Source organism: Paenibacillus yonginensis (genome assembly GCF_001685395.1).
In the GTDB taxonomy this organism is placed as follows: Bacteria; Bacillota; Bacilli; order Paenibacillales; family Paenibacillaceae; genus Fontibacillus; species Fontibacillus yonginensis.
Genome location: NZ_CP014167.1, coordinates 3863088 through 3887330, shown reverse-complemented (window position 1 = coordinate 3887330; position 24243 = coordinate 3863088). Strand labels below are relative to the sequence as shown.

22 protein-coding genes are annotated in these 24243 nt (G+C 54.8%); 16 read left to right on the top strand and 6 right to left on the bottom strand.

Annotation, left to right across the window (positions count from 1 at the left end):
* Positions 1-125 precede the first annotated feature (125 nt).
* From AWM70_RS17695 to AWM70_RS24355, 3 genes are all read right to left on the bottom strand, one after another.
* Complete coding sequence (locus tag AWM70_RS17695; protein ID WP_257784546.1) at positions 126-632, bottom strand: DNA-3-methyladenine glycosylase family protein; 507 nt, start codon at positions 630-632, stop codon at positions 126-128.
* 188 nt (positions 633-820) lie between these two features.
* A complete protein-coding gene (gene abc-f / locus AWM70_RS17690; RefSeq protein WP_068698605.1) occupies positions 821-2773 on the bottom strand; it encodes a ribosomal protection-like ABC-F family protein in 1953 nt (650 codons plus the stop codon).
* Between the two features lie 149 nt (positions 2774-2922).
* Complete coding sequence (locus AWM70_RS24355) at positions 2923-3030, bottom strand: RAxF-45 family protein (protein WP_418303223.1); 108 nt, start codon at positions 3028-3030, stop codon at positions 2923-2925.
* A gap of 299 nt (positions 3031-3329) precedes the next feature.
* On the opposite strand from AWM70_RS24355, the gene AWM70_RS17685 reads away from it, so the two are divergent.
* A complete protein-coding gene (locus tag AWM70_RS17685) occupies positions 3330-3782 on the top strand; it encodes a hypothetical protein (RefSeq protein WP_068698603.1) in 453 nt (150 codons plus the stop codon).
* A gap of 157 nt (positions 3783-3939) precedes the next feature.
* Here AWM70_RS17685 and AWM70_RS17680 read toward each other — a convergent pair whose 3' ends face one another.
* Both AWM70_RS17680 and AWM70_RS17675 read right to left on the bottom strand, forming a co-directional pair.
* Positions 3940-4890, bottom strand: coding sequence for a DUF4097 family beta strand repeat-containing protein (locus tag AWM70_RS17680; RefSeq protein WP_068698601.1), 951 nt, complete (start codon positions 4888-4890; stop codon positions 3940-3942).
* Between the two features lie 345 nt (positions 4891-5235).
* Positions 5236-6801 (bottom strand): FAD-dependent oxidoreductase, encoded by a 1566-nt coding sequence (locus tag AWM70_RS17675; protein ID WP_206093374.1) that lies wholly within the window; start codon positions 6799-6801, stop codon positions 5236-5238.
* 259 nt (positions 6802-7060) lie between these two features.
* Between AWM70_RS17675 and AWM70_RS17670 the strand changes: the two genes are divergently transcribed.
* The 8 genes from AWM70_RS17670 (at position 7061) to AWM70_RS17635 (ending at position 15396) form a co-directional block, all read left to right on the top strand.
* Positions 7061-7459, top strand: a complete 399-nt coding sequence (locus tag AWM70_RS17670; protein WP_068698597.1) for a Fur family transcriptional regulator — start codon at positions 7061-7063, stop codon at positions 7457-7459.
* Entirely contained in the window at positions 7456-8205 is a 750-nt protein-coding gene (locus tag AWM70_RS17665; RefSeq protein WP_068698595.1) for a winged helix-turn-helix transcriptional regulator, read from the top strand. Before AWM70_RS17670 ends, AWM70_RS17665 begins: the two co-directional genes overlap by 4 nt.
* An 87-nt stretch (positions 8206-8292) precedes the next feature.
* Positions 8293-9171: a uroporphyrinogen-III synthase gene (locus AWM70_RS17660; protein WP_068698593.1), complete on the top strand. Its 879-nt coding sequence runs from the start codon at positions 8293-8295 to the stop codon at positions 9169-9171.
* Positions 9172-9447: 276 nt separating this feature from the next.
* On the top strand, positions 9448-10896 hold the full coding sequence (locus AWM70_RS17655; RefSeq protein WP_418303185.1) for a DEAD/DEAH box helicase: 1449 nt from the start codon (positions 9448-9450) through the stop codon (positions 10894-10896).
* Positions 10897-11136: 240 nt separating this feature from the next.
* Positions 11137-12090: a M15 family metallopeptidase gene (locus tag AWM70_RS17650; protein ID WP_068698591.1), complete on the top strand. Its 954-nt coding sequence runs from the start codon at positions 11137-11139 to the stop codon at positions 12088-12090.
* Between the two features lie 290 nt (positions 12091-12380).
* Positions 12381-12719 carry a DUF3243 domain-containing protein gene (locus AWM70_RS17645; protein WP_068698589.1) on the top strand — a complete coding sequence of 113 codons (339 nt, stop codon included), beginning with the start codon at positions 12381-12383 and terminating at the stop codon, positions 12717-12719.
* Positions 12720-12986: 267 nt separating this feature from the next.
* Positions 12987-13847 (top strand): ABC transporter ATP-binding protein, encoded by an 861-nt coding sequence (locus AWM70_RS17640; protein WP_068698587.1) that lies wholly within the window; start codon positions 12987-12989, stop codon positions 13845-13847.
* 295 nt (positions 13848-14142) lie between these two features.
* Positions 14143-15396, top strand: a complete 1254-nt coding sequence (locus AWM70_RS17635) for a stalk domain-containing protein (protein ID WP_068700809.1) — start codon at positions 14143-14145, stop codon at positions 15394-15396.
* 41 nt (positions 15397-15437) lie between these two features.
* Here AWM70_RS17635 and AWM70_RS17630 read toward each other — a convergent pair whose 3' ends face one another.
* On the bottom strand, positions 15438-15674 hold the full coding sequence (locus tag AWM70_RS17630; protein ID WP_068698586.1) for a DUF5316 family protein: 237 nt from the start codon (positions 15672-15674) through the stop codon (positions 15438-15440).
* Positions 15675-15997: 323 nt separating this feature from the next.
* Here AWM70_RS17630 and AWM70_RS17625 point away from each other — a divergent pair, with 323 nt between their 5' ends.
* The 7 genes from AWM70_RS17625 to AWM70_RS17595 all read left to right on the top strand — a co-directional run bounded on the left by AWM70_RS17625 (position 15998) and on the right by AWM70_RS17595 (position 24227).
* Complete coding sequence (locus tag AWM70_RS17625; RefSeq protein ID WP_068698584.1) at positions 15998-17356, top strand: FAD-dependent oxidoreductase; 1359 nt, start codon at positions 15998-16000, stop codon at positions 17354-17356.
* 140 nt (positions 17357-17496) lie between these two features.
* Positions 17497-18159, top strand: coding sequence for a phosphatase PAP2 family protein (locus AWM70_RS17620; protein ID WP_068698582.1), 663 nt, complete (start codon positions 17497-17499; stop codon positions 18157-18159).
* A 97-nt stretch (positions 18160-18256) separates the two neighbouring features.
* Positions 18257-19084, top strand: coding sequence for a formate/nitrite transporter family protein (locus AWM70_RS17615; RefSeq protein WP_068698580.1), 828 nt, complete (start codon positions 18257-18259; stop codon positions 19082-19084).
* Positions 19085-19469: 385 nt separating this feature from the next.
* Positions 19470-21548: a molybdopterin-containing oxidoreductase family protein gene (locus AWM70_RS17610; RefSeq protein WP_068700807.1), complete on the top strand. Its 2079-nt coding sequence runs from the start codon at positions 19470-19472 to the stop codon at positions 21546-21548.
* 123 nt (positions 21549-21671) lie between these two features.
* Positions 21672-22904, top strand: a complete 1233-nt coding sequence (locus tag AWM70_RS17605) for an MFS transporter (RefSeq protein ID WP_068698578.1) — start codon at positions 21672-21674, stop codon at positions 22902-22904.
* Between the two features lie 57 nt (positions 22905-22961).
* The gene (locus tag AWM70_RS17600; protein ID WP_068700805.1) at positions 22962-23393 is read left to right on the top strand and encodes a GNAT family N-acetyltransferase; all 432 of its coding nucleotides are present in this window, start codon (positions 22962-22964) and stop codon (positions 23391-23393) included.
* Positions 23394-23435: 42 nt separating this feature from the next.
* Positions 23436-24227 carry an SDR family oxidoreductase gene (locus AWM70_RS17595; RefSeq protein WP_068698577.1) on the top strand — a complete coding sequence of 264 codons (792 nt, stop codon included), beginning with the start codon at positions 23436-23438 and terminating at the stop codon, positions 24225-24227.
* Positions 24228-24243: the final 16 nt, after the last annotated feature.

The following is a 24243-nucleotide window of genomic DNA, read 5'->3' as shown; positions in this document are numbered from 1 at the left end:
CTTTGCGAATAGCAAAGGGCATCTTTTTGTTGTTGGGTGAAAAAAATCCGCATCCGTCCTTTCCATTCGGCAGCCAAGCCTGCCGGGAAGGGACCGGTGCGGATAGGTTAAGGTCAGGATCGGCTTCAGACGGTTAATTCGTCCAGGGTTTGGCCGGAATCCACCAGCCCCTGATTGATAGCTTCCCACAGGTACAGACAAACGTAAGAGCCATAGGATGGCCAAAGGTGGGCGACCTGCTGCAAATATTTTTTATCCTGTCTGGGCTCCAGGCCGTACAGCCAAAGCGCAGCCCGCTGTAGGCCGGCATCGCCGAACGAAATGACGTTCTCGCGGCCGAGCACGAACATCAGGAACATTTCGGCGGTCCACCGCCCAATGCCCTTCACCGAGGTCAACGCGGCAATGACCTGCTCGTCGTCCATTTGCGGGAAGGCTGCAAAATCCAGCTCCCCCGATAATACCTTGCTGCTCAAGTCGCGGAGATAAGCGGTTTTGGAGGCTGACAATCCGGCGCCGCGCAAAGATTCGTCCTCAAGCGCATGCAGCGCCTGGGGCGTAAAGGCTCCGGCAAGCTGTCTAACGCGCTCGCGGATGGTGGCCGCAGCTTTCACGGAAATCTGCTGGCTGATGATGGAGCGGACCAGCGATTCAAACGGGTCCCGCTCCAGAGAAATCGTAAGGGCCCCAAGCCGGGCGATCAGCGCGCCGAGCCGGGGATCGAGGCGGCATAGCTCCTTGATTCGCGGCTCCTCCGGGTGGAGAACAATCGGTTGCTGGGTTTCGATGACGGTAACCTCCTCTAATCCTTGATTTTGAGTTATTCCTCAAGCATAACAAAATATCGTTCATAAAAAGCGTCCAGCCTGCTTTGCAGAGGCTCGCGTTCTGCTTGCAGCCTCTGAAGCTTCTCGGCGTCACAGGCGTTTGCCGGCTCCAGCATGGCGGCATCCAAACGGGCCAGGGCGGACTCTGTCTCGGCAATGTCCCGTTCCAGCCGGGCGATCGAGGCGGGATTGGCTGCCGCTGGCTGTTTAGAGCCGCCGGACGGTTTGACCGGCGGGGCCAAGGGCAGTGGAGCGGGAGCAGACGGAGCCTCGGCCTCAGCCTTCAGGACCCCGCCAGAGAAGTCCCGTCTGCCTGCCCGCTGCTCCAGATAATCGTCGTAATTGCCGGCGTAATCATACAGCTGCCCTGCTTCCAGGCTCCAGATCCGGCTGGCAATCCGGTTGATGAAGTAGCGGTCATGAGAGACCGCAAGCACCGAGCCGGCGAACTCCTCCAGCGCCTCCTCCAGCGCTTCGCGGGAGTCGATATCGAGGTGGTTCGTCGGTTCGTCGAGCAGCAGCAGGTTTGGCTGCTGCCGCATCAGGATGGCGAGCCGCAGCCGCGTCCACTCGCCGCCTGACAGGTCGCTGACGCGTTTGAACACGTCGGCGCCGTAGAACAGGAAGCGCGCCAGCTGGCCGCGCGCTTCTCCGGTCTCCATTCCGGCTTCGCGCCGGTAATAGTCCAGCACCGTGTCTTTGCCCGCGTCCGGCACGCTCTCTTGGGCGAGGTATCCAAGCTCCGCCCGGGAACCGAGGCGGGCTTCGCCTTCGTCCAGCGTCTCCTGGCCGATTGCGCACTTCAGCAGGGTGCTTTTGCCTGTCCCGTTGCCGCCGATCAGGACGGCGCAGTCGCCGTACATGAGGGTCGCGTTCAGACCCGCGAACAGCCGGCGCCCGCCGAAGCTTTTGCCGGCCTGGTCGAGGACCATCGCCCGTTTGCCGGAGCGGTCCTGCTGCGTCAGCTGCAGGTCGATCGCCTTGCGCTCCAGCACCGGCCGCTTCAGCTTGACCATGCGATCCAGCGCCTTCTGCATCGAGGCCGCCCGGCGGTGGAAGCCGGCATTCGGCGGGTTGGAGCGGTTGCCCCATTCAATGAGCTGCTTGATCGTCTCCTGCATCTTCCTGATCTTCTTCTGCTGCTCCTGGTAATCGGCGAACTGCCGCATTAGCAGGGCTTCTTTTTCCGTTTTGTAGCAGCTGTAGTTCCCATGATAAGTGAAGGCTTCTCCGTCTTCAATTTCGATCGTTTTGACTGTGACGGCATCCAGAAAATAGCGGTCATGAGAAATCACGATAACGGCCGCCTTAAGCGCACGAAGATACTCCTCCAGCCATCGCACGGCCTCCAGGTCGAGGTGATTGGTCGGCTCATCAAGAATCAGCAGGTCAGGGTCCTGCAGCAAAATGACGGCCAGACCGATCTTCGTCTTCTCCCCGCCCGACAGCGAGGCGAAAGGCCGTTCAAGCTGCTCTTCGGGGATGCCCAGACCTCGGGTAACCCGCTCGATACGGGCATCCATTTCATAACCCCCGCCGGCCTCGAACTTCTCCAGCAGCTGACCATATTTGGCCAATGCGGCCTCGTGATTCGCGGCTTCTTGTCCTGCGCCTCCGCTGCTGCCAAGCTCCAAAGCCAGCCGCTCCATTTCGGCCTGGCAGTCCAGCAGCTCTTTAAAGGCCTCCTGAAGCTTGCCATAGACCGTCTGGCCCTCCAGGCCCTGCGGAATTTGCGCCAGCACGCCGATCCGTGTGCCTTTCTGGACAGCAAGCTGTCCGCCGTCCGGCTTCTCCAGTCCGGACAGGACGCGCAGCAGCGTCGTTTTGCCGGCACCGTTACGGCCAATCAGACCGACTTTCTCCCCGGCGCCGATTTCGAGCGAGACATCGCTGAGCACCAGCTCGGCACCGTAATATTTTTGAATATGTTGTGTTTGCAGAATCATGATTAAGTTCTCCTTGTTCCCGTGCCGTCCTCCGAACCCTGGCAGACCTCTTAAAGAGAACAAAAAGAGGCTGCAGGAAATCCTGCAGCCTCTGAACCACGAATCGTGACGGGATCAACCAATCGTGATCCCAAATAATGTCCGTGAGGTCAAGGTAGGAGCGGCATTTCGCAATTTTGGCGGTACATGAGATTGTTGAAAAAGGGCAGACTGATCCCGTTCAACGAACCTCTGTAAAAAATGCCGGACAAAATCATAGGAAGCTGATCGATCCGGCTCCACGCCAATTTGCGGTCCATAACCTACCTTCACCACCTTTGCATCAGATAGTTTCATTTTATAGGACAGGGCGGCTGGTGGCAAGCCCGAGTTCATGGCAGGGCCAGAGGGCGAGTTTAATGGCCGCAGGCAAGCAGGCAACCCTCTTGAACAATTAACGTCAATTTGTTGTTTGAGGTGTATTTTCTGCGGGTAATAAACAGGTTTGGGTTTAAATGCCAGAACCGATAGGTTATAATGGGCTTTAGACTCTTAACAGAAATCAGGGGATTACATTTTGAACAAGACAGCAGCTAGACTTGTAGTTGAGCCATTATTGGAGCGCTCGGGCAGCACGGTTTCGCTGAAGCTGAAATCGCGTTTTCCCGGCGGCCGCAATGTGGGCGGCAAATATACAATGAAGGATCATTCCGTTACGTTATATTTGGAGGAAATCGGCATCCAGGCCAGACAGATTTTTGGTACGGAGGAATATGCCGAAGATGTGCTTAAGATCGTTGCGGCTCATGAGCTGGGACACGCCGAGGATGCGGAGCTGCCTTTGCTTTCAGAGCAGCTGGATGAATGCCAGTCGGAGCCGGAATACAATCGGTTGGCTTTACGGATCGAGGAGAATGCTTGGGATTTCGCCCGCAGACTGCTGACCGAGGTGGATTCGGGACTGCTCGATACCATGATTTATTTCTCCCTTAAAGCTTACCGGGAAGCGGTAGCCGAGGGTATTGCCTAAGAGCATAGAGGCTGGAAGCGGCGTTACGTCCGGATAGACAGACAGTTGAGGTTTGAATGCCAAAGAAGAATAACGCCTGGCGCGCGTACGCGAATGCGCGCCAGGCCGCAACGCAAAGCCCGCCGGGAATTCCGGCGGGCTTTGCTGCTGGTAAAGCTTATCGGATGGTAATATTGCCCGACCGGGTCCGGACCTCGATCACATCGTGGGTTTGTCCGGGCGAATCGGGCGCGTGAATGCTGCCTGAGCTAGTCCGAAGATTGTATATTCCCCGGAAAGCGTCGTCTTTGGACAGCTTAACGTTCCCTGAACGAGCTGTAATATTCAGCGAGTCAGAGCGCTGGCCGCTGAGCGTAATGCTGCCTGAGCTGGAAGCGATTTGCCCGCTGCCGCTGAATTGACTCAGCGTAACGTCCCCTGATGAGGTCTGGATGGCGACATGGCCGGTTATCCCGGTTCCGTTCAAATGGCCGGAGCTTAAGGTATACGTCCCGTCTCCGGAAATCCTGGTTAAAGACATGCCGCCGGAGCTTGTTGCTGCCGTTAGGGTGCCTTCCAGCTGTTCGGCCGTTATTTTGCCGGAAGAGGAGTGAAGGTTGATCTGAGCCGCTTTGACGTCCGAGACGACCAGACGGCCGGAGGAAGTCTTCAAATCGGCTTGGCCGGCTCTCACTCCACGGACGCTGCCGCCGCCGGATTTGAGATCAAGCTGGAAGCGTCCGAGTTCCAGTCCTTCCGGAAGAGCAACCGTGATTTGAGATTTGGTTGACCTGAAGTCGAAGGAGAAGATAGAGAAGGAATCAGAACTCAAGTCGAGCTGAAGTCCATCCGAGGCCGGTTCGGTCTGGCTGAGCTTCCGGACGATTTCAGACTTGAGCTTGCCGCTCAGCTGGACGTAGCCGCTGCCTTCCTTAGCGGGGATGAAATTAATGTCGGAGGGAACGTCGCTCACAATGGACAGGTTGTGCAGCTGAGCGGCAGTTAGATTCCAGCGCCGCTCGAAATCCTTCCGCTCTTCGCCGAATTTGAAATGCTGATAAGCCATGCCGGCCAGCCCGATGGCCAGAAGCACGATCACCGCCACCGGCCAGTTTCTCGATTTATTCATGTTCAGGGTTCACGCTGCCTTTCCCGGCAGAACAGTCCGCTCCATTTACAGCGTAGGTTTAAGGACGCGGGGAGGGAATTTCTGCCGATAGGTCTGCCGGCGGGTTGGATTCAAGAATTCAATCCATGCCTTCGCAGAAACAGACCTTTCTTTCTTCCAAAGATAACACAACTTTTTGCAGCCGAAATCGGGCTGCAGAAGGAGGTCCGCACCAGCTCCAAGCCGGATGGGACCGCCGAGTCCGCTTGATTCTCTTCGGCTGAATCTGCTTGCAAGCCAAACACCCCGGCCTGGTTGTTTCAGGTGAGCCGGGGTGTTCCGCTTTTTATTGGGCGGCGATCCTAATCAGCCTTCATGCTGGTGCTGGGTCAGCGGCGTAAGCGGCTGGGTCGCCGGACCTTCGATAACCTCGCCTTTGTAATTGAACCGCGAACCGTGGCACGGGCAGTCCCAGGAGCGTTCGCCTTCGTTCCAGTCGACTTCGCAGCCCATATGGGTGCAGGTGGCATCAAGCAGGTACAGCTGGCCTTTTTCATCTCTGTAGGCCCCGGCCCGTTTGCCGAGATGTTTGACGATAGCGCCTTCGTCGTTCTTGAGCTCGTCCACTTTGCGGTGGACAAGCCCTATTTTTCCGGCTACGAGATCTTTGGCAACGCCGGCATTTTGCACAATGAAATTTTTGAGGCCCGGATCAGCCTTGAAGCGCTGCGGCGTGAACACTTCCTCGTACCGGTTATCCCGTTTCATGATCCGGTCGCGGAACATCAGGGCGGCCAGCGTCCCGGTAGACATGCCCCATTTGGCGAAGCCTGTGGCAACCAGGATATGCGGGTCATCGTTTGTGGCCTGGCCGATATAAGGCACCTGGTCGAGCGTGATCAAGTCTTGGGCGGACCAGCGGAACGGGATGTTTTTTGCTCCAAGCAGTGAAGCGCCGTAAAGCTCCAACGTTTCGTAATTGCGGATCGTACAGAGGGCTTTGCCCGTTTTGTGGCCCTCTCCACCGACTAGAACCAGCTGTTTGCCGTTCCACTCCGCCGCTCTGAGCGAACGTTTCGGATTGCCGCAATTGATATACATGCCGCCGGGGAATGAGGTCTCAGGTTCGATGGCTACGATATAGGAACGTTCGGCGTGCAGCCGGGAGAAATACATCGCGCCTCCGTCATAGAAAGGGAAATGGGAAGCGGAAACGGCATAATTACAGGTGATGGAGGAGGCTCCATCTTCCGTATGCAGGTTCAGCCGGCCGTTCGCCTTGTCCACTTTCTCGGCAATGGTAGTATGCTCGTAAATGGCAGCACCGCCCTTTTGCAGCTCCTGCACCATGAAATGGAGATACTGCAGCGGATGGAAACGGGCCTGCCCGGGCAGCTTGATGGCCCCTTTAACCAGGAGGGGCAGCGGAAGGGATTCCTGCCACTCGCCCGGAATGCCGAGCTTCTGATAAGCTGTCCACTCTTTCTTCAGATCCTTCAGCTCATCGTCCGACTCGGCGAATAAATAGGCATCCTCTTCGACCATGCCGCAGTCAATTCCATGCTCTTTGGCAAAGTTCTGCATGAAACGGACAGCTTCCTCATTGGCTTCATAATATAATCTGGCTTTCTCTTCTCCGAAGTGACCGATCAGCTGATCATAAATAAGTCCGTGCTGAGCCGTGATTTTGGCCGTTGTATGCCCGGTTGTGCCGTGGAGCAGGCTGCCCATTTCAACAAGCGCAACCTGCAGCCCCTCCTTCATCAGCAGATAGGCTGTCGTAAGTCCGGTGATGCCGCCGCCCACCACGACAACATCCGCATTGGTTTCGCCCTGAAGCCGCGGGAAACGGGGGAACTCGGTGGTACGCTCCCACAGGGATTCGGGAAATTGGGGCAGTTCGCTGGTGCTTGGAATTTCGCTGCTTGCCATGCGCATCTTCCTCCTTGGGTTTGAAAGTTATTGGCCCTGCTATTGCTGTACAGTCCTTGACGGACGAAATCGTGAACTCTAAAAGCGAAGACTTGCATCTTTTCAATTATTACCACCCGGTTCGGAAAAGAAACTAGCCCCTATATTCAGCCCCGCAGCCATACCGGCTTTCGTGGTGATTATTCCATGAATGGGAAATTGACGTTTTCTAAAATAGGATTTATACTTATTCTAAAATCAAATTGAAGGATGAACAGCTATGAAACCCCTGAACCTAACGACCCAACGGAAAGCCGTATATGATATTGTAAGAAATTCGGATGACCACCCCACCGCAGCCGAGGTGATGAACCGGCTTGTTGAGCAGGGCTTTAATTTTGCCTATGGTACGGTATATAACTCTTTGCGTTACTTGACCGATAAAGAATTAATACGCGAGCTGAAGCTCGGCGAAGCAGCCAGCCGCTACGATGCCAAGATGGATGAACATCAGCATATTATCTGCGAATCCTGCGGCCGTGTAGATGAAGTCATGACGTCGGTTCCGGAAGATTGGAAGAAAGCAGTAGCAATAGAAACGGGTTACGACGTGCACCATGCACACGTAGTCTTCGGAGGGATGTGTCCGCAGTGTTTGAAGGAGAGAAGCAACGGATGAATGCAGTTTATATGGAAAATGAAGCGATGCCCTTCGTTGAGGCCTGCCCGGTTACGCAGCGAGTGATCGTGGTCAGTCCTTTTCCGGGCGGCATCTATGAACTGGTTCGCGACTTGTCGGAGGGCTGCTTTGACGTCATGGTATTCCACCACCGCGAGGAAGGCATTCGCAATGCCTTGTCGGCTGATCTGCTGATCTTTGACCTGACCCGCTACCGGGAACAGGATGCTGCGCTCGTCCGATCGCTTGGTTCGGTGGATACGGGCGGCGTGCCGATCCTGTATTTGATCCGCGAAGATATGCTCGGCAGCATGGACGAGGATTTCAAACGCAAGGAGCTGCTGGTTTGGCCTTGCCGTCCGCAGGAGCTTGTCTATCACGCCCAGCGGATTATCCGCAGCTCGGAGGGCAAACGTCCCGTGGCTTCGCGGCTGCTGGCGGGCACTTCTCCGGCAATCTTCAAGGACCTTTGGATTGACCGCAAGAAGATGGCGGTCTATCGCAAAGGCGAGCAGATAGATCTGACCAAAACGGAATATGATTTGTTCATTCAACTGCTGGAAAGCGAAGGCAGCGTCATGACCCGTGAGGATCTGCTGGCTTCCGTGTGGGGGACTACGTTCCTTGGCGGCAGCAATGTCGTCGATGTGCACATCAAAAGCTTGCGCAAGAAGCTTGGAGACCGCGCCGCTTCCCCTGACTATATTGCCACGGTTCGCGGCGTAGGCTACCGGCTGGCGGATTAAACGGCAGGTTAGGGTTCGTTAGAGTTCGGATAGGGATTCGGATATACCTGAACAAGCGGGCGTGAGCCGCTGGAGTGGGAGGAAGGTATGGCAGACGGAACGGAAAGACCAGAAAGATCAGAAAGATCAGAAAGACCAGGCAGGCTTGCGGGGAAAAAAGTGGCCTTAACTGGTCCAAGGCGTTCGGAAGAGCTGGCCAGGCTGGTGGAGAACATGGGCGGGCAGGCGCTGCTGCGCCCCGCGCAGGGAACGGTTTTTCTGGATGACGAGTCCTTGAAGGAGGGAATTCGGGCGTGGTTGTCGAGCCGGCCCGAGTGGGCGGTGTTCACGACCGGTGTAGGGCTTGAGGCGTTGTTTGCGGCTGCGGAAGAGATCGGCCAGGCCGGGGAGCTGCAGCAGCTTCTGGAGAATTCGCGGATTGCGGCCCGAGGCTATAAGACGGTTAATGCGCTCCGGCGCAGAAACCTGAACCCCGTCATCCGCGACGATGATGGCAGCACAGAAGGACTGGTTCGCGCCTGGGCGGCCTTAAGACAGCCGCTGGCAGGCCGGAAGGTGATGGTCCAGCTGCATGGCGATTCGGCACCGCTCCTGGTGGAGTGGCTGGAGCGGGAAGGCGCAGAGATCATGCAGCTGCTGCCCTACCGCCATATTGCCCCGCCGGAAGAGCAGCTGGAGCAGCTCTTAAGCGACGTGCTGAGCGGAGAAGTGGATGCCGTTACTTTCACCAGTGCGCCGCAGGTTCGCTTCCTGCTGGACTATGCGGAGCGTTCAGGCCGGCTGGAGGCGCTGCTCTCTGCGTTTGAAGGCCCGGTTGTTGCGGTGTCGGTCGGCAGAATTACAGCTCAAGGCCTTAAGGAAGCAGGACTCAGCCGGGTTATTGCCCCGCAGGAGGAACGGATGGGCAGCATGATGGTCGAGCTGGCGAAATTTTATGCAAGCGGGAATGGCACGGCTAAATCTTGAATTTCGGAAATACATAGGATGAACGGAGCAGCTTGTCCGGGTGGGGAATCCGGGCGGGCTTTTTTTTGCGGGATAGAGCTTGTCATTTTCGAAAATGTTTACAAGCTGGATACAAGTCGATGCAAAATAGAAACATCCGCCGGTTAGAGTAGATGATGTTGAGGGTTTGTGCATGTCAATTGACAGTCGTTGGCGGGCTTTACTTTAGATTTGCGCCATTCCTTGTTACAATGTCCGTACGGGCCTGAAGGTCCAGTCCACAATGAGGTGAACGTATTGGCGACATTTGAGCAATTTGGGCTGACGCCCGAAATGAATGAAATATTAAAAAAGCAGGGAATCGGGGTTCCGACTCCGGTTCAGGAGCAGGCGCTTCCGGTGCTGCTGGCCGGGGAGGATGTCATTGCCCAGGCACAGACGGGTACAGGAAAAACGCTGGCTTTTCTGCTTCCGATCATAGAGAAAATCGATCTGCGTAAAAATCATCCGCAGGCACTGGTTATTCTGCCGACGCGCGAGCTGGCGATCCAGGTGACGGCCGAAGCGCGCAAGCTTGCAGCGGCCAAGCCGGGCCTGCAGCTGCTGGCCGCATACGGCGGGCAGGATGTGGAGCGGCAGCTCCGCAAGCTGGAGGGCGGCAGCCATCTGGTCATCGGCACGCCGGGACGGCTGCTGGATCATATGCGCCGGGAGTCTTTGTCGCTAGGCGGCGTGAACATGCTGGTGCTGGACGAGGCCGATCAGATGCTGCATATGGGATTTCTGCAGGAAGTGGAGGCCATTATCCGCTCCATCCCGCGCAGACGTCAAAGCATGTTGTTCTCGGCAACGATGCCGGACGGCGTACGCCGCCTGGCCAAAAATATGATGAACAGCCCGCGCGACATCCGGATCTCTTCGGATTCGGACATCCCGCTGGACAACATCCGCCAGCTCGCGATCGAGTGTACGGACCGCTCGAAGCAGGATGCGCTGGTGTCGATGATTGAACGGGACCGCCCTTATCTGGCGGTGATCTTCTGCCGGACGAAACGCCGGGCGAAGACGCTGAATGAAGCGCTGCAGGAGAAAGGGTATGCTTCGGACGAGCTGCACGGCGATTTGTCCCAGGCCAAACGCGAGCAGGTGATGCGGTCGTTCCGCAGCGCCAAGCTGCAGCTGCTGGTCGCCACCGACGTGGCGGCCCGCGGAATCGACGTGGAAGGTGTAACCCACGTCTACAACTATGATATTCCGCAGGAAGTGGAATATTATGTGCACCGGATCGGCCGGACGGGCCGCGCAGGCGGCAAAGGGTTGGCCGTCACGTTTGTGGCGCCGAAGGATCTGCCGGAGCTGCGCGATATCGAGCGCTTCCTCGGGCTCCGTATTCCGCGCCAGCGCTACGAGGCCTCAACCGGCCTCGTAGAGAAAGCCGGCACGGCCAGCCAGGCTGGCCAAGCCGGTGAAACCGGGCGCGGAGCACGCGCCGAGAGCCGCCAGGGCAAAGGCGGCTCTGGAGGTCGCTCCGCGAAGCCGGGCGGCCGCCGCGGGGCGGGCCGCCAAGGTGCGGGCGCCGGCCGCGGCAGCGGCACCGGCGCAAACGGCAGCCGCAGCGGCGGCAAGCGCGGCGGCGAGGGCAGACCGTCCGCCGGCGGGCGCGGCGGGCGGCAGGATTCCCGCGGCGGCTCCAAGGGAGGCCGCGGGTCGTCTTCCGGCGGCCGCGGAGGTGGCCGCCGGGGTTAGGCGGCTGGCGGGCTGAGCCAGCCCGAATGCAGATGGCCTTGGCAGGAGAGAACCACGGCATGAGGACAATTCTTAAAGCCGCAAGAAACTTTTTTCGGGGCTGCTTCGTCTTTTTTAGAGAGTAGGCGTACGGTTTGGATAGGCATGCCGGGCCTTTCAGATCTCTGCAGGCTCGGCATCGGGACAGTCAGATACAGAGAGATACAGCGATGAAGGTATGCTTGGAGGAGGAACACAACGATGAAATCAACGGGATTCAAGAAGGGAACGGCCGCTGCCGCGGTGCTGCTGCTCGGAGCCGTTCTACTAACCGCATGTGGTGGCGGGAATGACGACACGGCAAGTGAAGAGCCGGCATCCAACGGGACTGGAATTTTGGAGCCCGCTACCGCTTCTGGAAATGATGCGGCCACTGACACGGAAGGCGCAGCAGGGCAAAGCGATGCTAATACAAGTACGCCGGATTCCGATGCTGCTGCAAATACCGGCTCCGGGGACTCGGGTGCAACCGATCCGGGCGTAGCTAGTCCGGATGCTCCGGGGGACAGCGGTTCCAGCGAACCCCATCAGCCTGTCGTAGACTCCGGCCAGAAGGATCAATCTGTCGTGGCCAATCCGGACAGCGTTGCCGTATTGGTGAATAAGCAGTTTGGTCTTCCTGAGAACTTTGAACCTGAGGATCTGGTTTATCCGAATGTGCCTTTTACGTTCAAGGAGAAAATCGAGAAACGCAAAATGCGCAAAGTAGCCGCAGATGCGCTTGAGGAGATGTTCGCCGGAGCCAAGAAGGACGGCATCTATCTGGCTGGCGTTTCGGCTTATCGTTCTTATGAACGGCAGAAGGTTATTTTCGAGAACTATGTGAAGAGAGACGGCGAAGAGAAAGCGAGAACGTACAGCGCTTATCCGGGCTACAGCGAGCATGAAACGGGACTTGCCATCGACGTTTCCGGCAGCGACGGCAAATGTGCGGCCGAAGACTGCTTTGGCGGAACGCCGGAGGCAGAATGGATTGCCAAACACGCGGCGGAATATGGATTTATTCTCCGCTATCCGGAAGGCAAAGAAGATATCACCGGCTACAAATATGAGCCATGGCATATCCGTTATGTCGGCAAAGACATCGCTAAGGAAATTGCAGATCGCGGCATTACCCTTGAGGAGTATTACAATGCGATTCCGGTCAGCAAATAAATAGGCTTTTGCAGGGAAACGCTACAGTCAACACTTAAATTAGCCGTACATTTCGGGCATCAGTCCCGGATGTGCGGCTTTTTTGATGGCTTCCGTTTATCTTATGAGATGGGTAATGCCAGCTTATTGCCAATACATTAGATGATCGAATTAAGCGGTGAAACCAAGACTTGTTTTGATTATCGTCAGACAGGTTTATGCCGTTTGCAGACCGGGTAAGGAACCTATGGAGGAGCCGTACCGCACTCCGGTACAGCACTTTAGGGTTCATACTCAAGGAGGTATTGTCCATGTCTGAACATAATCATGTAGTCAACAAGGAAGGCGAATTGGCGCTGAACAAAGTCGATGATGCGCTGAACCGGATCGATGAAGGACGCAAGGATGAAATCCTGGGCAGCTTTAACGAATTTAAATCCTATTTGAGCAAAAGAATCGAGCTGGCGCAGAACATCGGCTTGAACGACGAAGCCATCGCTGTTGCCGCAGAGAAAGTGGCCGCTTATCTGGCCAAGCAGGAGGAGCCCCGCAATGCCGAAGAGAAGCTGCTGCGCGAGCTCTGGCAGGCCGGGAACAAAGAACAGCAGCATGCGCTGGCGCATATGCTGGTGGGCATGGCTAAATCCTGAGCGGATTAGCTTGAGGCAAAACCTTCGGATAACGGAACCTCCGGGTTCTTGAATCCGGAGGTTTTTTTGTGAATCCAGTTTGTGAATCCAGTTTGTGAATCCCGTCTGAATCTCATCAAATCTTCATAAAATCATCATCAAATCGCAAAAATTTATTGACACTGATAATGATTATCAGTATGGTTATACATATAAAATGATAATCATTATCAACGAACTTAATCGGATGTTCATATATCACTTATCAGGGGAAAGGAAGTTATGGCCATGGTATCATTGCAAACGGCTCATTTGGATATCGCGTATGAGGAGCGGCTGATCGTTGAGGACTTGAATATCAAGATTCCTGACGGCAAAATTACAGCGCTTGTAGGAGCTAACGGTTCCGGCAAGTCTACGATCTTAAAGACCATGGCGCGGATTCATGGACCTAAGAACGGGAGTGTACTGCTCAATGGGAAATCCATACATAAGCAGTCCACGCGCGAAGTAGCGAAGCAGCTGGCTATTCTGCCGCAGAACCCGACTGCTCCGGACGGTTTGACCGTGTATGAGCTGGTATCCTATGGCCGCTTCCCTTACCAGAAGGGCTTTGGCAGCATGAGCGCCCAGGACCGCCAAGTGATCGAGTGGGCTATCGAGGTTACGGGGATGTCCGCTTTTGCGGAGCGTCCGATCGAGCAGCTCTCGGGCGGCCAGCGCCAGCGGGCCTGGATTGCCATGGCTCTTGCTCAAGAGACAGGAATCCTGTTCCTTGACGAACCAACCACTTTCCTGGATATGGCGCATCAGCTCGAGGTGCTGGAGCTCCTGGAGGAGCTGAATGCAGAGCAGAACCGGACCATCGTGATGGTGGTGCATGATCTTAATCATGCTTCCCGGTATGCCCAGCACATGATTGCCATTAAGTCGGGTAAAGCAGTTGCTGAAGGAGCACCTACCGAGGTTATGACTCCTGAAGTGCTGCAGGAAGTATTCGGGATCGAAGCTGATATTATTATCGACCCCCGCAGCGGTGTTCCTCTTTGCCTGCCTTACGGACTGTGCGGACGCAAGGCCTCTGCTCGTGTGAAAGCAGCCGAGAAGGAAGTCGCGCCGGCTGCGCAGATGGCGGCAGCCTTCCGGTAATTGTGAATTGCGAATTCTCGAACGGGCTTTGATAAGAAGACTTTTAAACGCAGTTCCTCCTGTGGGGAACTGCGTTTTTTGCTGTGCTTTTCAGCTGAACTGAGCAGAATCTATTAAATTCCATTAAATCACCGAAGTTTCGCTCAAAGATACTAAATTTGGAATTCAACCCTGAATTAAGTATACTAGGAAGAGTTGATAGATTCATAGTTTACTAGTCATGACAGATTTATAGGAATTGATCAGAATGAAAGGGGCGTTTACGTTGAAATCTCGCCAACTCAAGAAATATTTCATGTCGTCAGTGGCGGCCGCTCTTCTCTTGGCCGGCATTGGTGTTCCTGCCGGGAAAGCTCCGTCAGCATCGGCCGCCGCGGCTCAGTCGGCTGCTGCGCCTGCTATTCTGCTGGACGGATACCATTTGCCATTCCCTGCTCCTCCCGTGGTCAAGTCGGGAACCACGATGGTTCCGTTCCGGGCGGTGGCCGAAGCTCTGCATATAACGGTGCAATGGGACGCGAAAGCCCGGACGATTACCGCAACCAAGGCTGCAAACGGGGGACAGACCCGTAAAGTAGTTCTCAAACAGGGCAGCAAGCAAGCCTCGGTGGATGGCCGCGCTGTTGCGCTGGCTATTGCTCCTTATGCTCAAAATGGGAGCGTGCTTGTGCCGCTCAGCTTCTTCAGCAGTCAATTCGGCGCGACTGTAAGCTGGAACGGAGCGACCAAGACGGTGTCGATCCAGTCCCCGGCTGAGGATCTGTACACTTCTGTCTTTTATGCGCTGAATTCGTTTGCCAAACGCAGCTACATGCCGCTGTTTGATGGCGTCTCCTTCGGCTGGACCCGGATTGGTGAAGACGGCAAAGTGATCCTGGACGGCAAGGATTATTACTGGCCGGAAGCCGCCGGCGACATTACTCCGGAATCGCTGGTAGAAGGAGCTGAACCCGCTGGACAGGATGCACAGCTTATGGTGGTAGGCACCGACGGCAAAGGGGAGCTGACCAGGCTGCTTGGCGATCCTTCGCTGCGTGCTTCAGCCATAACGGATATAGTGAGTTTGGCATCGGACAAACATTTTACGGGCATTACTCTGGATTTTGAAGGACTGGGACTGACGGGGGACGCGCAGGTAGTACAGCAGTCATTGAATACCTTTGTTAAAGATATAGCGGCGGCAGCCCATCAGGCTGGACTCAAGCTGTCTCTGGCCCTGCATCCTTTAAACGGCTCTTATAAAGGTTATGATTACAAAACGCTGGGCTCTTATGCGGATGAATTGATCATTATGGCTTATGATTTTAAACAGGAATCCGGACCGGAGCCGCTGAGCAGCATAGATACTGCGATCAAGCTGGCCCTGCAGCAGGTGGACAAAAGCAAGCTTGTGCTCGGCATTTCCCTTGGCAGCGAGAATGCCCAGTCTCTAAGGGGCCCTGTCGGGCTGGCCAAGCGATATGACTTGAAGGGAATTGCGATCTGGAGATTGACTTTAGTCAGCGACGATATTGTGAATGCTCTTAAACAAAACGTCATTTTGAATTAAAGGCAGGACCCGAACTGTTTATTGCAGGGAGGGTCTTTTTTTTACTCCGCCACTCTATGCAAAATAAAGGCGGCAGCCAACGCAAGCACTCCGGCCAGGAACAACCAGCCCGTCCATTTCAGCCGGGTTCTTCGTCCCATTCCATCCTGATCATTCATGCTTTCATAAGCCTGATTGGCACGCATCCGATCGCCGCCGACGGCCGAGCCGCTTAGCAGAATGGCGGTGGCCAGCAGGGCATATCCCAGGTAAGACAGCCAGCGAACGAAGTCAGACATAAGCGAAATCCTCCTTGGAAGTCGTTCCTTTTTAACTTTATTTTACATGGATTGAAGGCAGCCGATACAGGGAAATCTAACATTCAGGTATTAGGATCAAGGCGGCCGTGCTTGAATTCTACAGTCCTTTAATTGTGAACAAATCATGAAAGTGAAAAAAATCACTTGATATGTGAAAAAAGTCACACTATAATAAAACTCATAAACAAGGTGAACATTTTCACAAACCAAAAAGCAAATATACAGATTGAATTTAGCGAGCGTCCCATCCGCCGGAATGTCCATTTTCGAATCTATTTTCAACCCTGAGGAGGAATTTTGAGATGAAGATTGCTGTGATTGGATGTACTCATGCAGGTACGGCAGCTATTGTGAATGCGGCGAAACTGTATCCGGAAGCCCAGATTACCGTCTACGAACGGAATGATAATATTTCTTTCCTTTCCTGCGGCATTGCGCTTTATGTAGGAGGAATGGTCAAGGATCCGGCCGGACTGTTTTATTCCTCGCCTGAGCAGCTCAAAGAGCTGGGTGTTGAAACCCGGATGCTGCATGAAGTGACCGCTGTTGATACGGCGGGCAAAACATTAACCGCAAGAAATCTGGCAACCGGGGAAGTGATGCAGGATTCTTTCGACAAGCTGATTGTTACAACCGGCTCCTGGCCGATTGTTCCCAAATTTGAAGGCGGCGATCTGGACAACATCCTGTTATCCAAGAATTATAACCATTCTAATACGATCATTGAGAAGGCGAAGCAGGCCACCAGCATTGTTGTTGTAGGCGCCGGTTACATCGGCGTTGAGCTCGTAGAAGCTTTTCAGCTTAACGGTAAGCAGGTCACGTTGATCGACGCGGAAGAACGGATCCTGAGCAAATACCTCGATTCCGAATACACGGACAAAATCGAAATGTCCCTGCAGGAGCATGGCATTCAGCTGGCGCTCGGCGAGAAGGTGACCCGCTTTGAAGGTGAAGATGGAAAGGTAAACAAGGTCATGACGGATAAAGGACAATACGAAGCCGATCTGGTAATTCTGTGTATCGGCTTCCGTCCGAATACGGAACTGCTCAAAGGCCAGGTAGATATGCTGGAGAACGGAGCGATCATCGTCGATAACTATATGCAGACCAGCTGCCCGGATGTGTACGCGGCCGGTGACAGCTGTGCGGTCTACTACAACCCTACCCGGAAGCATGCCTACATTCCGCTGGCCACCAACGCTGTCCGCATGGGAACCTTGATTGCCCGGAACCTGATCAAACCTACGGTATCCTACATGGGGACACAAGGAACCTCGGGCATCAAAATTTATGAAGACAACATCGCAGCCACGGGGCTTACGGAGATCGGAGCTAAAGAAGCTGGTCTCGATACAGACAGTGTAGTCATCCGCGAGCATTACCGGCCGGAATTTATGCCTACGCACGAGGAAGTGATGCTGAAGGTCGTGTTTGAGAAGGTGTCCCGCCGTATTGTCGGAGCCCAGCTCATGTCGAAAGCCAACTTGACCCAATCGATCAATACCCTTTCAGTTTGCATTCAGAATCAGATGACGATGGAAGAGCTGGCGTTTGTCGATTTCTTCTTCCAGCCGCATTACAACAAACCGTGGAACTTCCTGAATACCGCAGGGCTTGCGGCTTTGCCTGAGGTTCCGTCCCTGGAGCTTACCCGTTAATAGTAAAAAAATAAAGGCAGTGCTCGGTCAGGACCATGGTCCTTGCCGGCGCTGCCTTTTATTTTTTTCGTTGCCACAGCTTTAAAATGACGATAAAGTGGACAATGTATGTTTACATGGGATAGAAAGGTTTAAGGAGAATGAAGGACGAAAATTTAAACAAAGGTTTATCTTTGGCATTCCTAATCAGCCTGCTCTGTGCTATTCTGTTTGTTGTGTTAGCGCTGTCTATTCGGCGTGAGTGGATTGTATCCTTTGACCAGACGATCATTCAAGAGGTTCAGGGATGGGAAACTCCTGGTCTGACCCGTTTCATGGAAGCACTAAGCTGGATCGGAACAACCAAGGTGGTCATCACCATTATTGTCGTAATCATGCTGCTGCTGTACTTTGGGTTTGGACACCGGAGGGAACTGATTTTTTTTGTATGGGTATGTTTAGGCGCTTGTCTGCTGAACATTGTGATCAAGTCCATGTTCAAGCGTGAGCGTCCGGATCTGCACCGCATCATTGAAGAAACGGGTTACAGCTTCCCCAGTGGTCATTCCATGGTTTCTTTCGCTTTATATGGTTCGCTGGCTTATTTGCTGTGGAAGCATATTTCCTCCCGGGCTGGACGAACCGCACTTCTGGTATTGAACGGTTCCATGATAGCAGGCATTGGCTTAAGCCGAATTTATCTCGGCGTCCATTATCCAAGCGACGTTCTTGGCGGCTATATCGCCAGCGGGTGTTGGCTGACGCTCGCGATTTGGCTCGGAGGCAAATGGATCAGGCAAGGCAAAGCCAATTTAAAAGCCTAATGTAAGCGATGCCGTGACGAATGTTACTTTTTGGTCGTTTGGGCAAAGGTACAATAAGAACAAATTTTCCACAAGGGAAACAAAAGGAGATTTTGCAATGGCTTATTACAAACCGAATGAAATTGCCGATCTTGTTGTAGACGTCGGGATCAAGAAAGCACGCCTCAGCCTTCTGACGATGCTGGTATTGGGATTCCTCGGAGGCGCTTTTATTTCGTTAGGATTCCTGCTGGATATTCGAGTTACAGCGGGAATGCCCGCACAGTGGGGAGGACTTTCCAGCTTTATAGGGGCAGCAGTCTTTCCAGTGGGCCTGATTTTGGTCGTCGTAGCGGGCGCTGAGCTGCTCACGGGCAATATGATGGCTGTGCCGATTTCCCGCTTTGCCGGCAAGATCAGAACAAGTGAACTTATCGGCAATCTGGTGCTGATTACGATCTCCAACTTCGTGGGGGCCCTCTTTATTGCTTATTTTTTCGGCCATGTGGTGGGTTTGACGCACAGCGGCGTTTATCTGGACAAACTGGTCGATATGGCGGGGCATAAGCTGGATGACAGCTTCGTTCAGGCTTTCTTCTCCGGTATCGGCTGTAACTGGCTGGTTGCGCTGGCGATTTGGGGTTCCTACGGGGCTGACAATATCAGCGGCAAAATTCTGGCCGTCTGGTTCCCGGTTATGGCGTTTGTCGCCATCGGCTTCCAGCACGTTGTGGCCAACATGTTCCTGATCCCGGCAGCGATCTTCGAAGGCCACTACACTTGGGGGCAATACTTCGAGAACTTTGTTCCGGTCTGGCTCGGCAACCTTGTCGGCGGTGCCCTGTTCGTCGCCACGGCTTACTACCTGGCCTACCTTAAGCAAGCTCCGGTAGCGGGTAAACCGGTTGCCAAACAGGCGTCCTCCAAAGGCGGAGCCCGCAAATAACCATTTTTTATCCGGCAGTACAAAATAACCAAGATCTTTAAGGCAGCAAGCTTTGGCGCGCGCAGGTGCGTCAAAGCTTGTTTTTTTGCTGCGGCCTATTCTCCAGACAAAAAAAGAGCAGGAACAACGCTGCTGTTCGCAGCGGTTGTTCCTGCCTGTGCCGGGTGCACAAAGATTCCATGAATATCGCTTAAGGGGAAGTCACAAATTCACGGGTTTGCTATCCAACTGGTTATTACCCTGCGGATTTAAGATTGAAACACCTGCCGGATGAAGTAATAATAGATTTATAGATATTACAGCTGAAAGAGACAGACAGATCGGAGGAGCACCCTTTATGCCTACACAGTCTGGGGATAAGGACTTTACCCGTTCTTCCCTATCTATGGCGGAGCAGCCGGACGGCCTGTTTCCCGCCGTATGTCCGCTGGATTGCCCGGATACGTGCGGTTTGCTTGTGCATAAGCGTGGCGGCAGAATCGTAAAAGTCGAAGGCAACCCCGAACATCCGATTACGGCGGGAGCCATCTGCAATAAGGTTCGGAATATGACGGAACGGATCTATCATTCAGAGCGTATCTTGTACCCGATGAAGCGGGTTGGCCGAAAGGGAGAAGGCCGATTCAAGCGGATTACCTGGGAGGAAGCCCTTCAGGAAATTGCGGACCGTTACCGCCACTTGAGCCGGGAATATGGGCCGGAATCCATTTTGCCCTATAATTTCTACGGGAATATGGGATATTTGAGCGTACAGGGCATGGACCGCCGTTTCTTTAACCGGCTCGGGGCTTCCAGGCTTCAGCGCAGCATCTGCAATTCGGCCGGAACGGTCGGCTGGAATTACACGATGGGCTTCGGGGGCGGCGTGCCTCCCGAGGACGCGGCGAAAGCCAAGCTGTTTATCGTATGGGGCGGCAATATCGTCAGCACTTCGATGCACAAGTTCATGCTGATTGAGAAAGCCCGCAAGCAGGGGGCCAAGCTGGTTGTGATTGACGTCCACAAAAATAAAACCGGTGAACGAGCCGACTGGTTCATTCCCGTTCACCCCGGTACAGACGCTGCGCTTGCCCTTGGCTTGATGCATGTGCTGTTCGAACGCGGCTGGACGGATGAAGTGTTCCTCTCGGCTTATACGGTCGGTCATGAACAGCTGCGCGAACAGGTTAAGACTTACACGCCGGAGCTGGTGGCTGAGATCACGGGTGTGCCTGCAGAGGACATCATCAAGCTGGCACAGCTGTATGCCGAAACCTCCCCGGCTTACATCCACATCGGGAACGGGCTGCAGCATCATGACAACGGCGGGATGGCTGTCCGCACCATCGCCTGCCTGCCGGCTTTGACCGGCGCCTGGAAGATAAAGGGCGGCGGGGCGTTCAAATCGAATATGGCCTATGGCTCGATTAATGGGGAAGCCTTGGAGCAGCCAGGATTGAGAGCCGATCCGCAGACCCGCACGGTTAACATGGTCCGGATCGGCGAAGCTCTCCTTGAGCTGAAGCCCAAGATCCGTTCCTTGTTCGTCTACTGCGCGAACCCGGCCGTTGTAGCGCCGGATACGGAGCGGGTGCTGGCCGGATTGATGAGGGAGGATTTGTTCACCGTTGTTCATGATCTCTTCCTGACCGATACGGCTAAATACGCGGACATTTTGCTCCCGGCGACCTCTACCTTTGAGAATACGGATCTCTACGGCTCCTATTGGCATCTGTACATGCAGCTTCAGGAGCCGGTCATCCCGGCTGAAGGGGAAAGCAAAAGCAATTTTGAGCTGTTCAGGCTGCTGGCCGAAGCGATGGGGTTTGATGAGCCGGATTTCCGGGACTCTGAGGCGGACCTGATCCGCCAGGCGCTGGATTATGCTGCGAATCCGTACTTGGACGGCGTAACGCTGGACAAGCTGAAGGAGAAGCGTTTCGTCAAGCTGAACATGGAGCCGTTTGAGCATCGCCATTATTTAGATCAGCTGACCACCCCCTCCGGGAAAATAGAGCTGTATTCACAGCGCATGGAGGAAGCCGGCCTGCCGCCTCTGCCTACCTATATTCCGCTGACAGAAGGTTATGATGGACGCCGGCGGCCTGGCGTCGGCGAGCTTTACCCGCTGATGTTTATCAGCCCGCCGAATCACAGCTTCCTGAACTCTACTTTCGCTAACGTAGAGAAGCTGGCGAAGCTGGAGAAGGGGCCTGTCCTGCAGATTCACCCCGAAGATGCGCTTCCACGAGCGATCCGGAATGGAGACCGGGTCAGTGTCCGGAATGACCGCGGACAATTGGAGGCCGCGGCGGTTGTGACCGAGCGGATGCTGCCGGGAACGGTCGTCAGCCAGGGCTTGTGTTGGGGCGAAGACGGCAGGCAGACGCGGGTCAATGCCTTGACCTCCGGCCGGCTGGCGGACATGGGCGGCGGAGCAACATTTTTCTCAACGGCAGTAGAGGTTGAACGGTTGAAGGAATAGCTGGAGACAGGAAGATTATTTGCTTGCCGCTGCCGATCAATTGCGCCATACTGGAAGCTGGATGACATTGGCATCTGAGATGGAAGAAGACGATGACAACATGAATATAGGAGCTTTATGCAGATGAAAGGGTTACAGAATTATCCGCGGGAAGTCAAAGTCTTTCTGGTGGCAAGCTTGATCAATTCCGCCGGCGGTTCGCTGATGTGGCCGCTGATCACGATGTTTATCTTCAAGGAGATGGGCCGGAGCATGACCGATGCCGGTCTGGTGATTCTGGTGCAGAATATCGGCGGCATTGCAGGCCAAATCCTTGGGGGTGCGCTTTACCACCGGGTAGGCGTGAAACGGCTGATCGTCGGGTCGCTTGTGTTCAATGCGGCGGGCCTGCTGTTCCTTCCTTACGGGGCGGCAGACTGGCATGTCTTTATGGGGCTTATGCTGATCATCGGCTTTACCAATGCGATGTCCATGCCGGCCATTCAGGCCTTTATCGGATTCAGATTTACGCAGAAGAGGGCCGAGATGTTCAACGTAGTCTACGTGGCGAACAATATCGGGGTGGCGCTGGGCACGGCGTTAAGCGGCGTGCTGGCGCGAATTTCTTATCATTTGAGCTTTATGGCTAACGGGGCGACCTCGCTGGTATTCGCGTTGTTCTTCTTTGCTTATCTCAGCCGCGTCGAGCGGGAGCAGGGCGATCTCAAGGTCGGAAGACGCAGCAAATCGACCAGTGGTCACCGCCCGCTGGAGCTGCTTTCCGATTACCGGGTTTATTTGTTTATGGGAGTCGGTTCGCTGTTTCTGTGGCTGGCCAACAGCATCTGGAACAATGGCGTATCGCCTTATACGATCACCATGGGCATGCCGGAGTGGCGGTACAGCATTTTGTGGACTTTAAACGGTGTATTGATCTTTGCAGCGCAGCCGCTGGTCTCCTGGATCCGGCGTCTGTGCGCCGAAACGCCGCAGCGGCAGATGCTGGCGAGCGGGGTTTTCTACCTGCTGGCGTATATTTGCATCTTGGCGTTCCACAGCTATTCGGCCATGGCTTTCGCCATGGTGCTGGCAACGATAGGTGAAATGCTGATTTCGCCTGCGATCCCTGCGTTTATCTCGGAGCATACCGGGAAGACGGCTCCTTTTTATCTGGGGCTCGTAGGGGGCATGGGATTTGCGGGAAGGGTTGTCGGTCCTTATGCAATGGGGGTCTTGTATGATTGGGGAGGACTGACGCCGGTAGCCTGGCTGGCTGTTGTCATAGCGGTGCTGACGATCGCCGGTTTTGCGGTCCATGCTTCGATCAACCGGGACAGGCAGGCGCTCGAGGATCAATATGCTTTTGGAGGCGAATAGAACGTGTCAGAGCCAATAGAAATCCGGTTATCCGAGCTTCGTGATGCCGGTGATTTGATGGAGATTGATGATCTTGTATGGACGCCGGATATTACGCCCGGGCCTATGGTTAGAAAGACCAGAGAGCAGTTTTTGCAGCAGTGTCCGCCGGGACGTCAACTGGTGGCCTGTCTGGGTCCTAAGCTGGTTGGTTACCTTGGCTTCGATCATCCGACGGGTCTGGCGAGCAACCGCCATGTTTATGAATTAAATATTGCGATTCATCCAGACTATCAGCACAGAGGCATTGGAAGAAAGCTGATGGAGGCTATGAAGCAGCAGGCCAAAGCGGACGGTGTGAGAAAGCTATCGCTGCGCGTGCTGAGCACGAACCAGACGGCCCAGGCCTTCTATGAACGCTGCGGCTTCCGTGTTCAGGGCGTGCTGCCTGAAGAGTTCTGGCTGGACGGGCGTTATGTGGACGATATTTTGATGTGGTGTCCGGTTTGAGTGATAGTTCATGCGTGACGAGACGGAAGGGAGAGGGATGGAATGGATCTGGATTTACGCGGAAAAAAAGCACTTGTCATAGGCTCCAGCCAGGGCCTGGGCAAGGCGATCGCCAGCGAACTGGCGCTTGAGGGAGCGGATGTCATGCTGGCCAGCCGAAGCGAAGACAAGCTGCGCCGGGTACAGCAGGAGCTTCGTGATCTTGCTGCCGGCGGGCAGGTGGAATACACCACGGTGGATGTGACGGATCAATTGCAGATTGAACATCTGATTGAGCGGACTTCCGAGGTGTTCGGAGGCCGGATCGATATTCTGGTCAATAATGCGGGCGGACCTCCTCCGGCCTCTTTCGAGGAATTGGAGGATGAGGCCTGGCTCCAGGCTTTTCAGCTTAACCTGCTCAGTTATGTCCGCATGATCCGCAGCGTCCTGCCGCTGATGAAGACGGACGGCGGGCGGATCGTCAACATAGCCTCCAGCTCGGTCAAACAGCCGATTCCCGGGCTGATCCTGTCCAATACGATGCGCATGGGCGTGCTGGGCATGACCAAGACATTATCGCAAGAGCTGGCGCCTTACGGGATTCTTATCAACACGGCAGCCCCGGGGAAAATCGAAACCGACCGGATTATGCAGCTGAATCAAAAACGGGCTGATCAGCACGGCATATCGGTCCAGGAAGCGGCCCGGCAGGAGATGCAAGGCATTCCGCTCGGGCGTTTCGGAACTCCCGAGGAATTTGCAAAGGCGGTTGTCTTCCTGCTCTCCGGGGCCAATACCTATATCACCGGTACGCTTCAGGTGATCGACGGCGGGGCTATGAACGCAGTTTAAGTTGGGTTTATCGCAA

Excerpts from the sequence above, each read along its gene's own strand:
- abc-f (WP_068698605.1), bottom strand. The coding sequence starts at position 2,773 with ATGATTCTGCAAACACAACATATTCAAAAATATTACGGTGCCGAGCTG.
- AWM70_RS24355 (WP_418303223.1), bottom strand. The coding sequence starts at position 3,030 with ATGATTTTGTCCGGCATTTTTTACAGAGGTTCGTTGAACGGGATCAGT.
- AWM70_RS17680 (WP_068698601.1), bottom strand. The coding sequence starts at position 4,890 with ATGAATAAATCGAGAAACTGGCCGGTGGCGGTGATCGTGCTTCTGGCC.
- AWM70_RS17675 (WP_206093374.1), bottom strand. The coding sequence starts at position 6,801 with ATGGCAAGCAGCGAAATTCCAAGCACCAGCGAACTGCCCCAATTTCCC.
- AWM70_RS17670 (WP_068698597.1), top strand. The coding sequence starts at position 7,061 with ATGAAACCCCTGAACCTAACGACCCAACGGAAAGCCGTATATGATATT.
- AWM70_RS17665 (WP_068698595.1), top strand. The coding sequence starts at position 7,456 with ATGAATGCAGTTTATATGGAAAATGAAGCGATGCCCTTCGTTGAGGCC.
- AWM70_RS17660 (WP_068698593.1), top strand. The coding sequence starts at position 8,293 with ATGGCAGACGGAACGGAAAGACCAGAAAGATCAGAAAGATCAGAAAGA.
- AWM70_RS17650 (WP_068698591.1), top strand. The coding sequence starts at position 11,137 with ATGAAATCAACGGGATTCAAGAAGGGAACGGCCGCTGCCGCGGTGCTG.
- AWM70_RS17645 (WP_068698589.1), top strand. The coding sequence starts at position 12,381 with ATGTCTGAACATAATCATGTAGTCAACAAGGAAGGCGAATTGGCGCTG.
- AWM70_RS17640 (WP_068698587.1), top strand. The coding sequence starts at position 12,987 with ATGGTATCATTGCAAACGGCTCATTTGGATATCGCGTATGAGGAGCGG.
- AWM70_RS17635 (WP_068700809.1), top strand. The coding sequence starts at position 14,143 with ATGTCGTCAGTGGCGGCCGCTCTTCTCTTGGCCGGCATTGGTGTTCCT.
- AWM70_RS17630 (WP_068698586.1), bottom strand. The coding sequence starts at position 15,674 with ATGTCTGACTTCGTTCGCTGGCTGTCTTACCTGGGATATGCCCTGCTG.
- AWM70_RS17625 (WP_068698584.1), top strand. The coding sequence starts at position 15,998 with ATGAAGATTGCTGTGATTGGATGTACTCATGCAGGTACGGCAGCTATT.
- AWM70_RS17620 (WP_068698582.1), top strand. The coding sequence starts at position 17,497 with ATGAAGGACGAAAATTTAAACAAAGGTTTATCTTTGGCATTCCTAATC.
- AWM70_RS17615 (WP_068698580.1), top strand. The coding sequence starts at position 18,257 with ATGGCTTATTACAAACCGAATGAAATTGCCGATCTTGTTGTAGACGTC.
- AWM70_RS17610 (WP_068700807.1), top strand. The coding sequence starts at position 19,470 with ATGGCGGAGCAGCCGGACGGCCTGTTTCCCGCCGTATGTCCGCTGGAT.
- AWM70_RS17605 (WP_068698578.1), top strand. The coding sequence starts at position 21,672 with ATGAAAGGGTTACAGAATTATCCGCGGGAAGTCAAAGTCTTTCTGGTG.
- AWM70_RS17600 (WP_068700805.1), top strand. The coding sequence starts at position 22,962 with ATGGAGATTGATGATCTTGTATGGACGCCGGATATTACGCCCGGGCCT.
- AWM70_RS17595 (WP_068698577.1), top strand. The coding sequence starts at position 23,436 with ATGGATCTGGATTTACGCGGAAAAAAAGCACTTGTCATAGGCTCCAGC.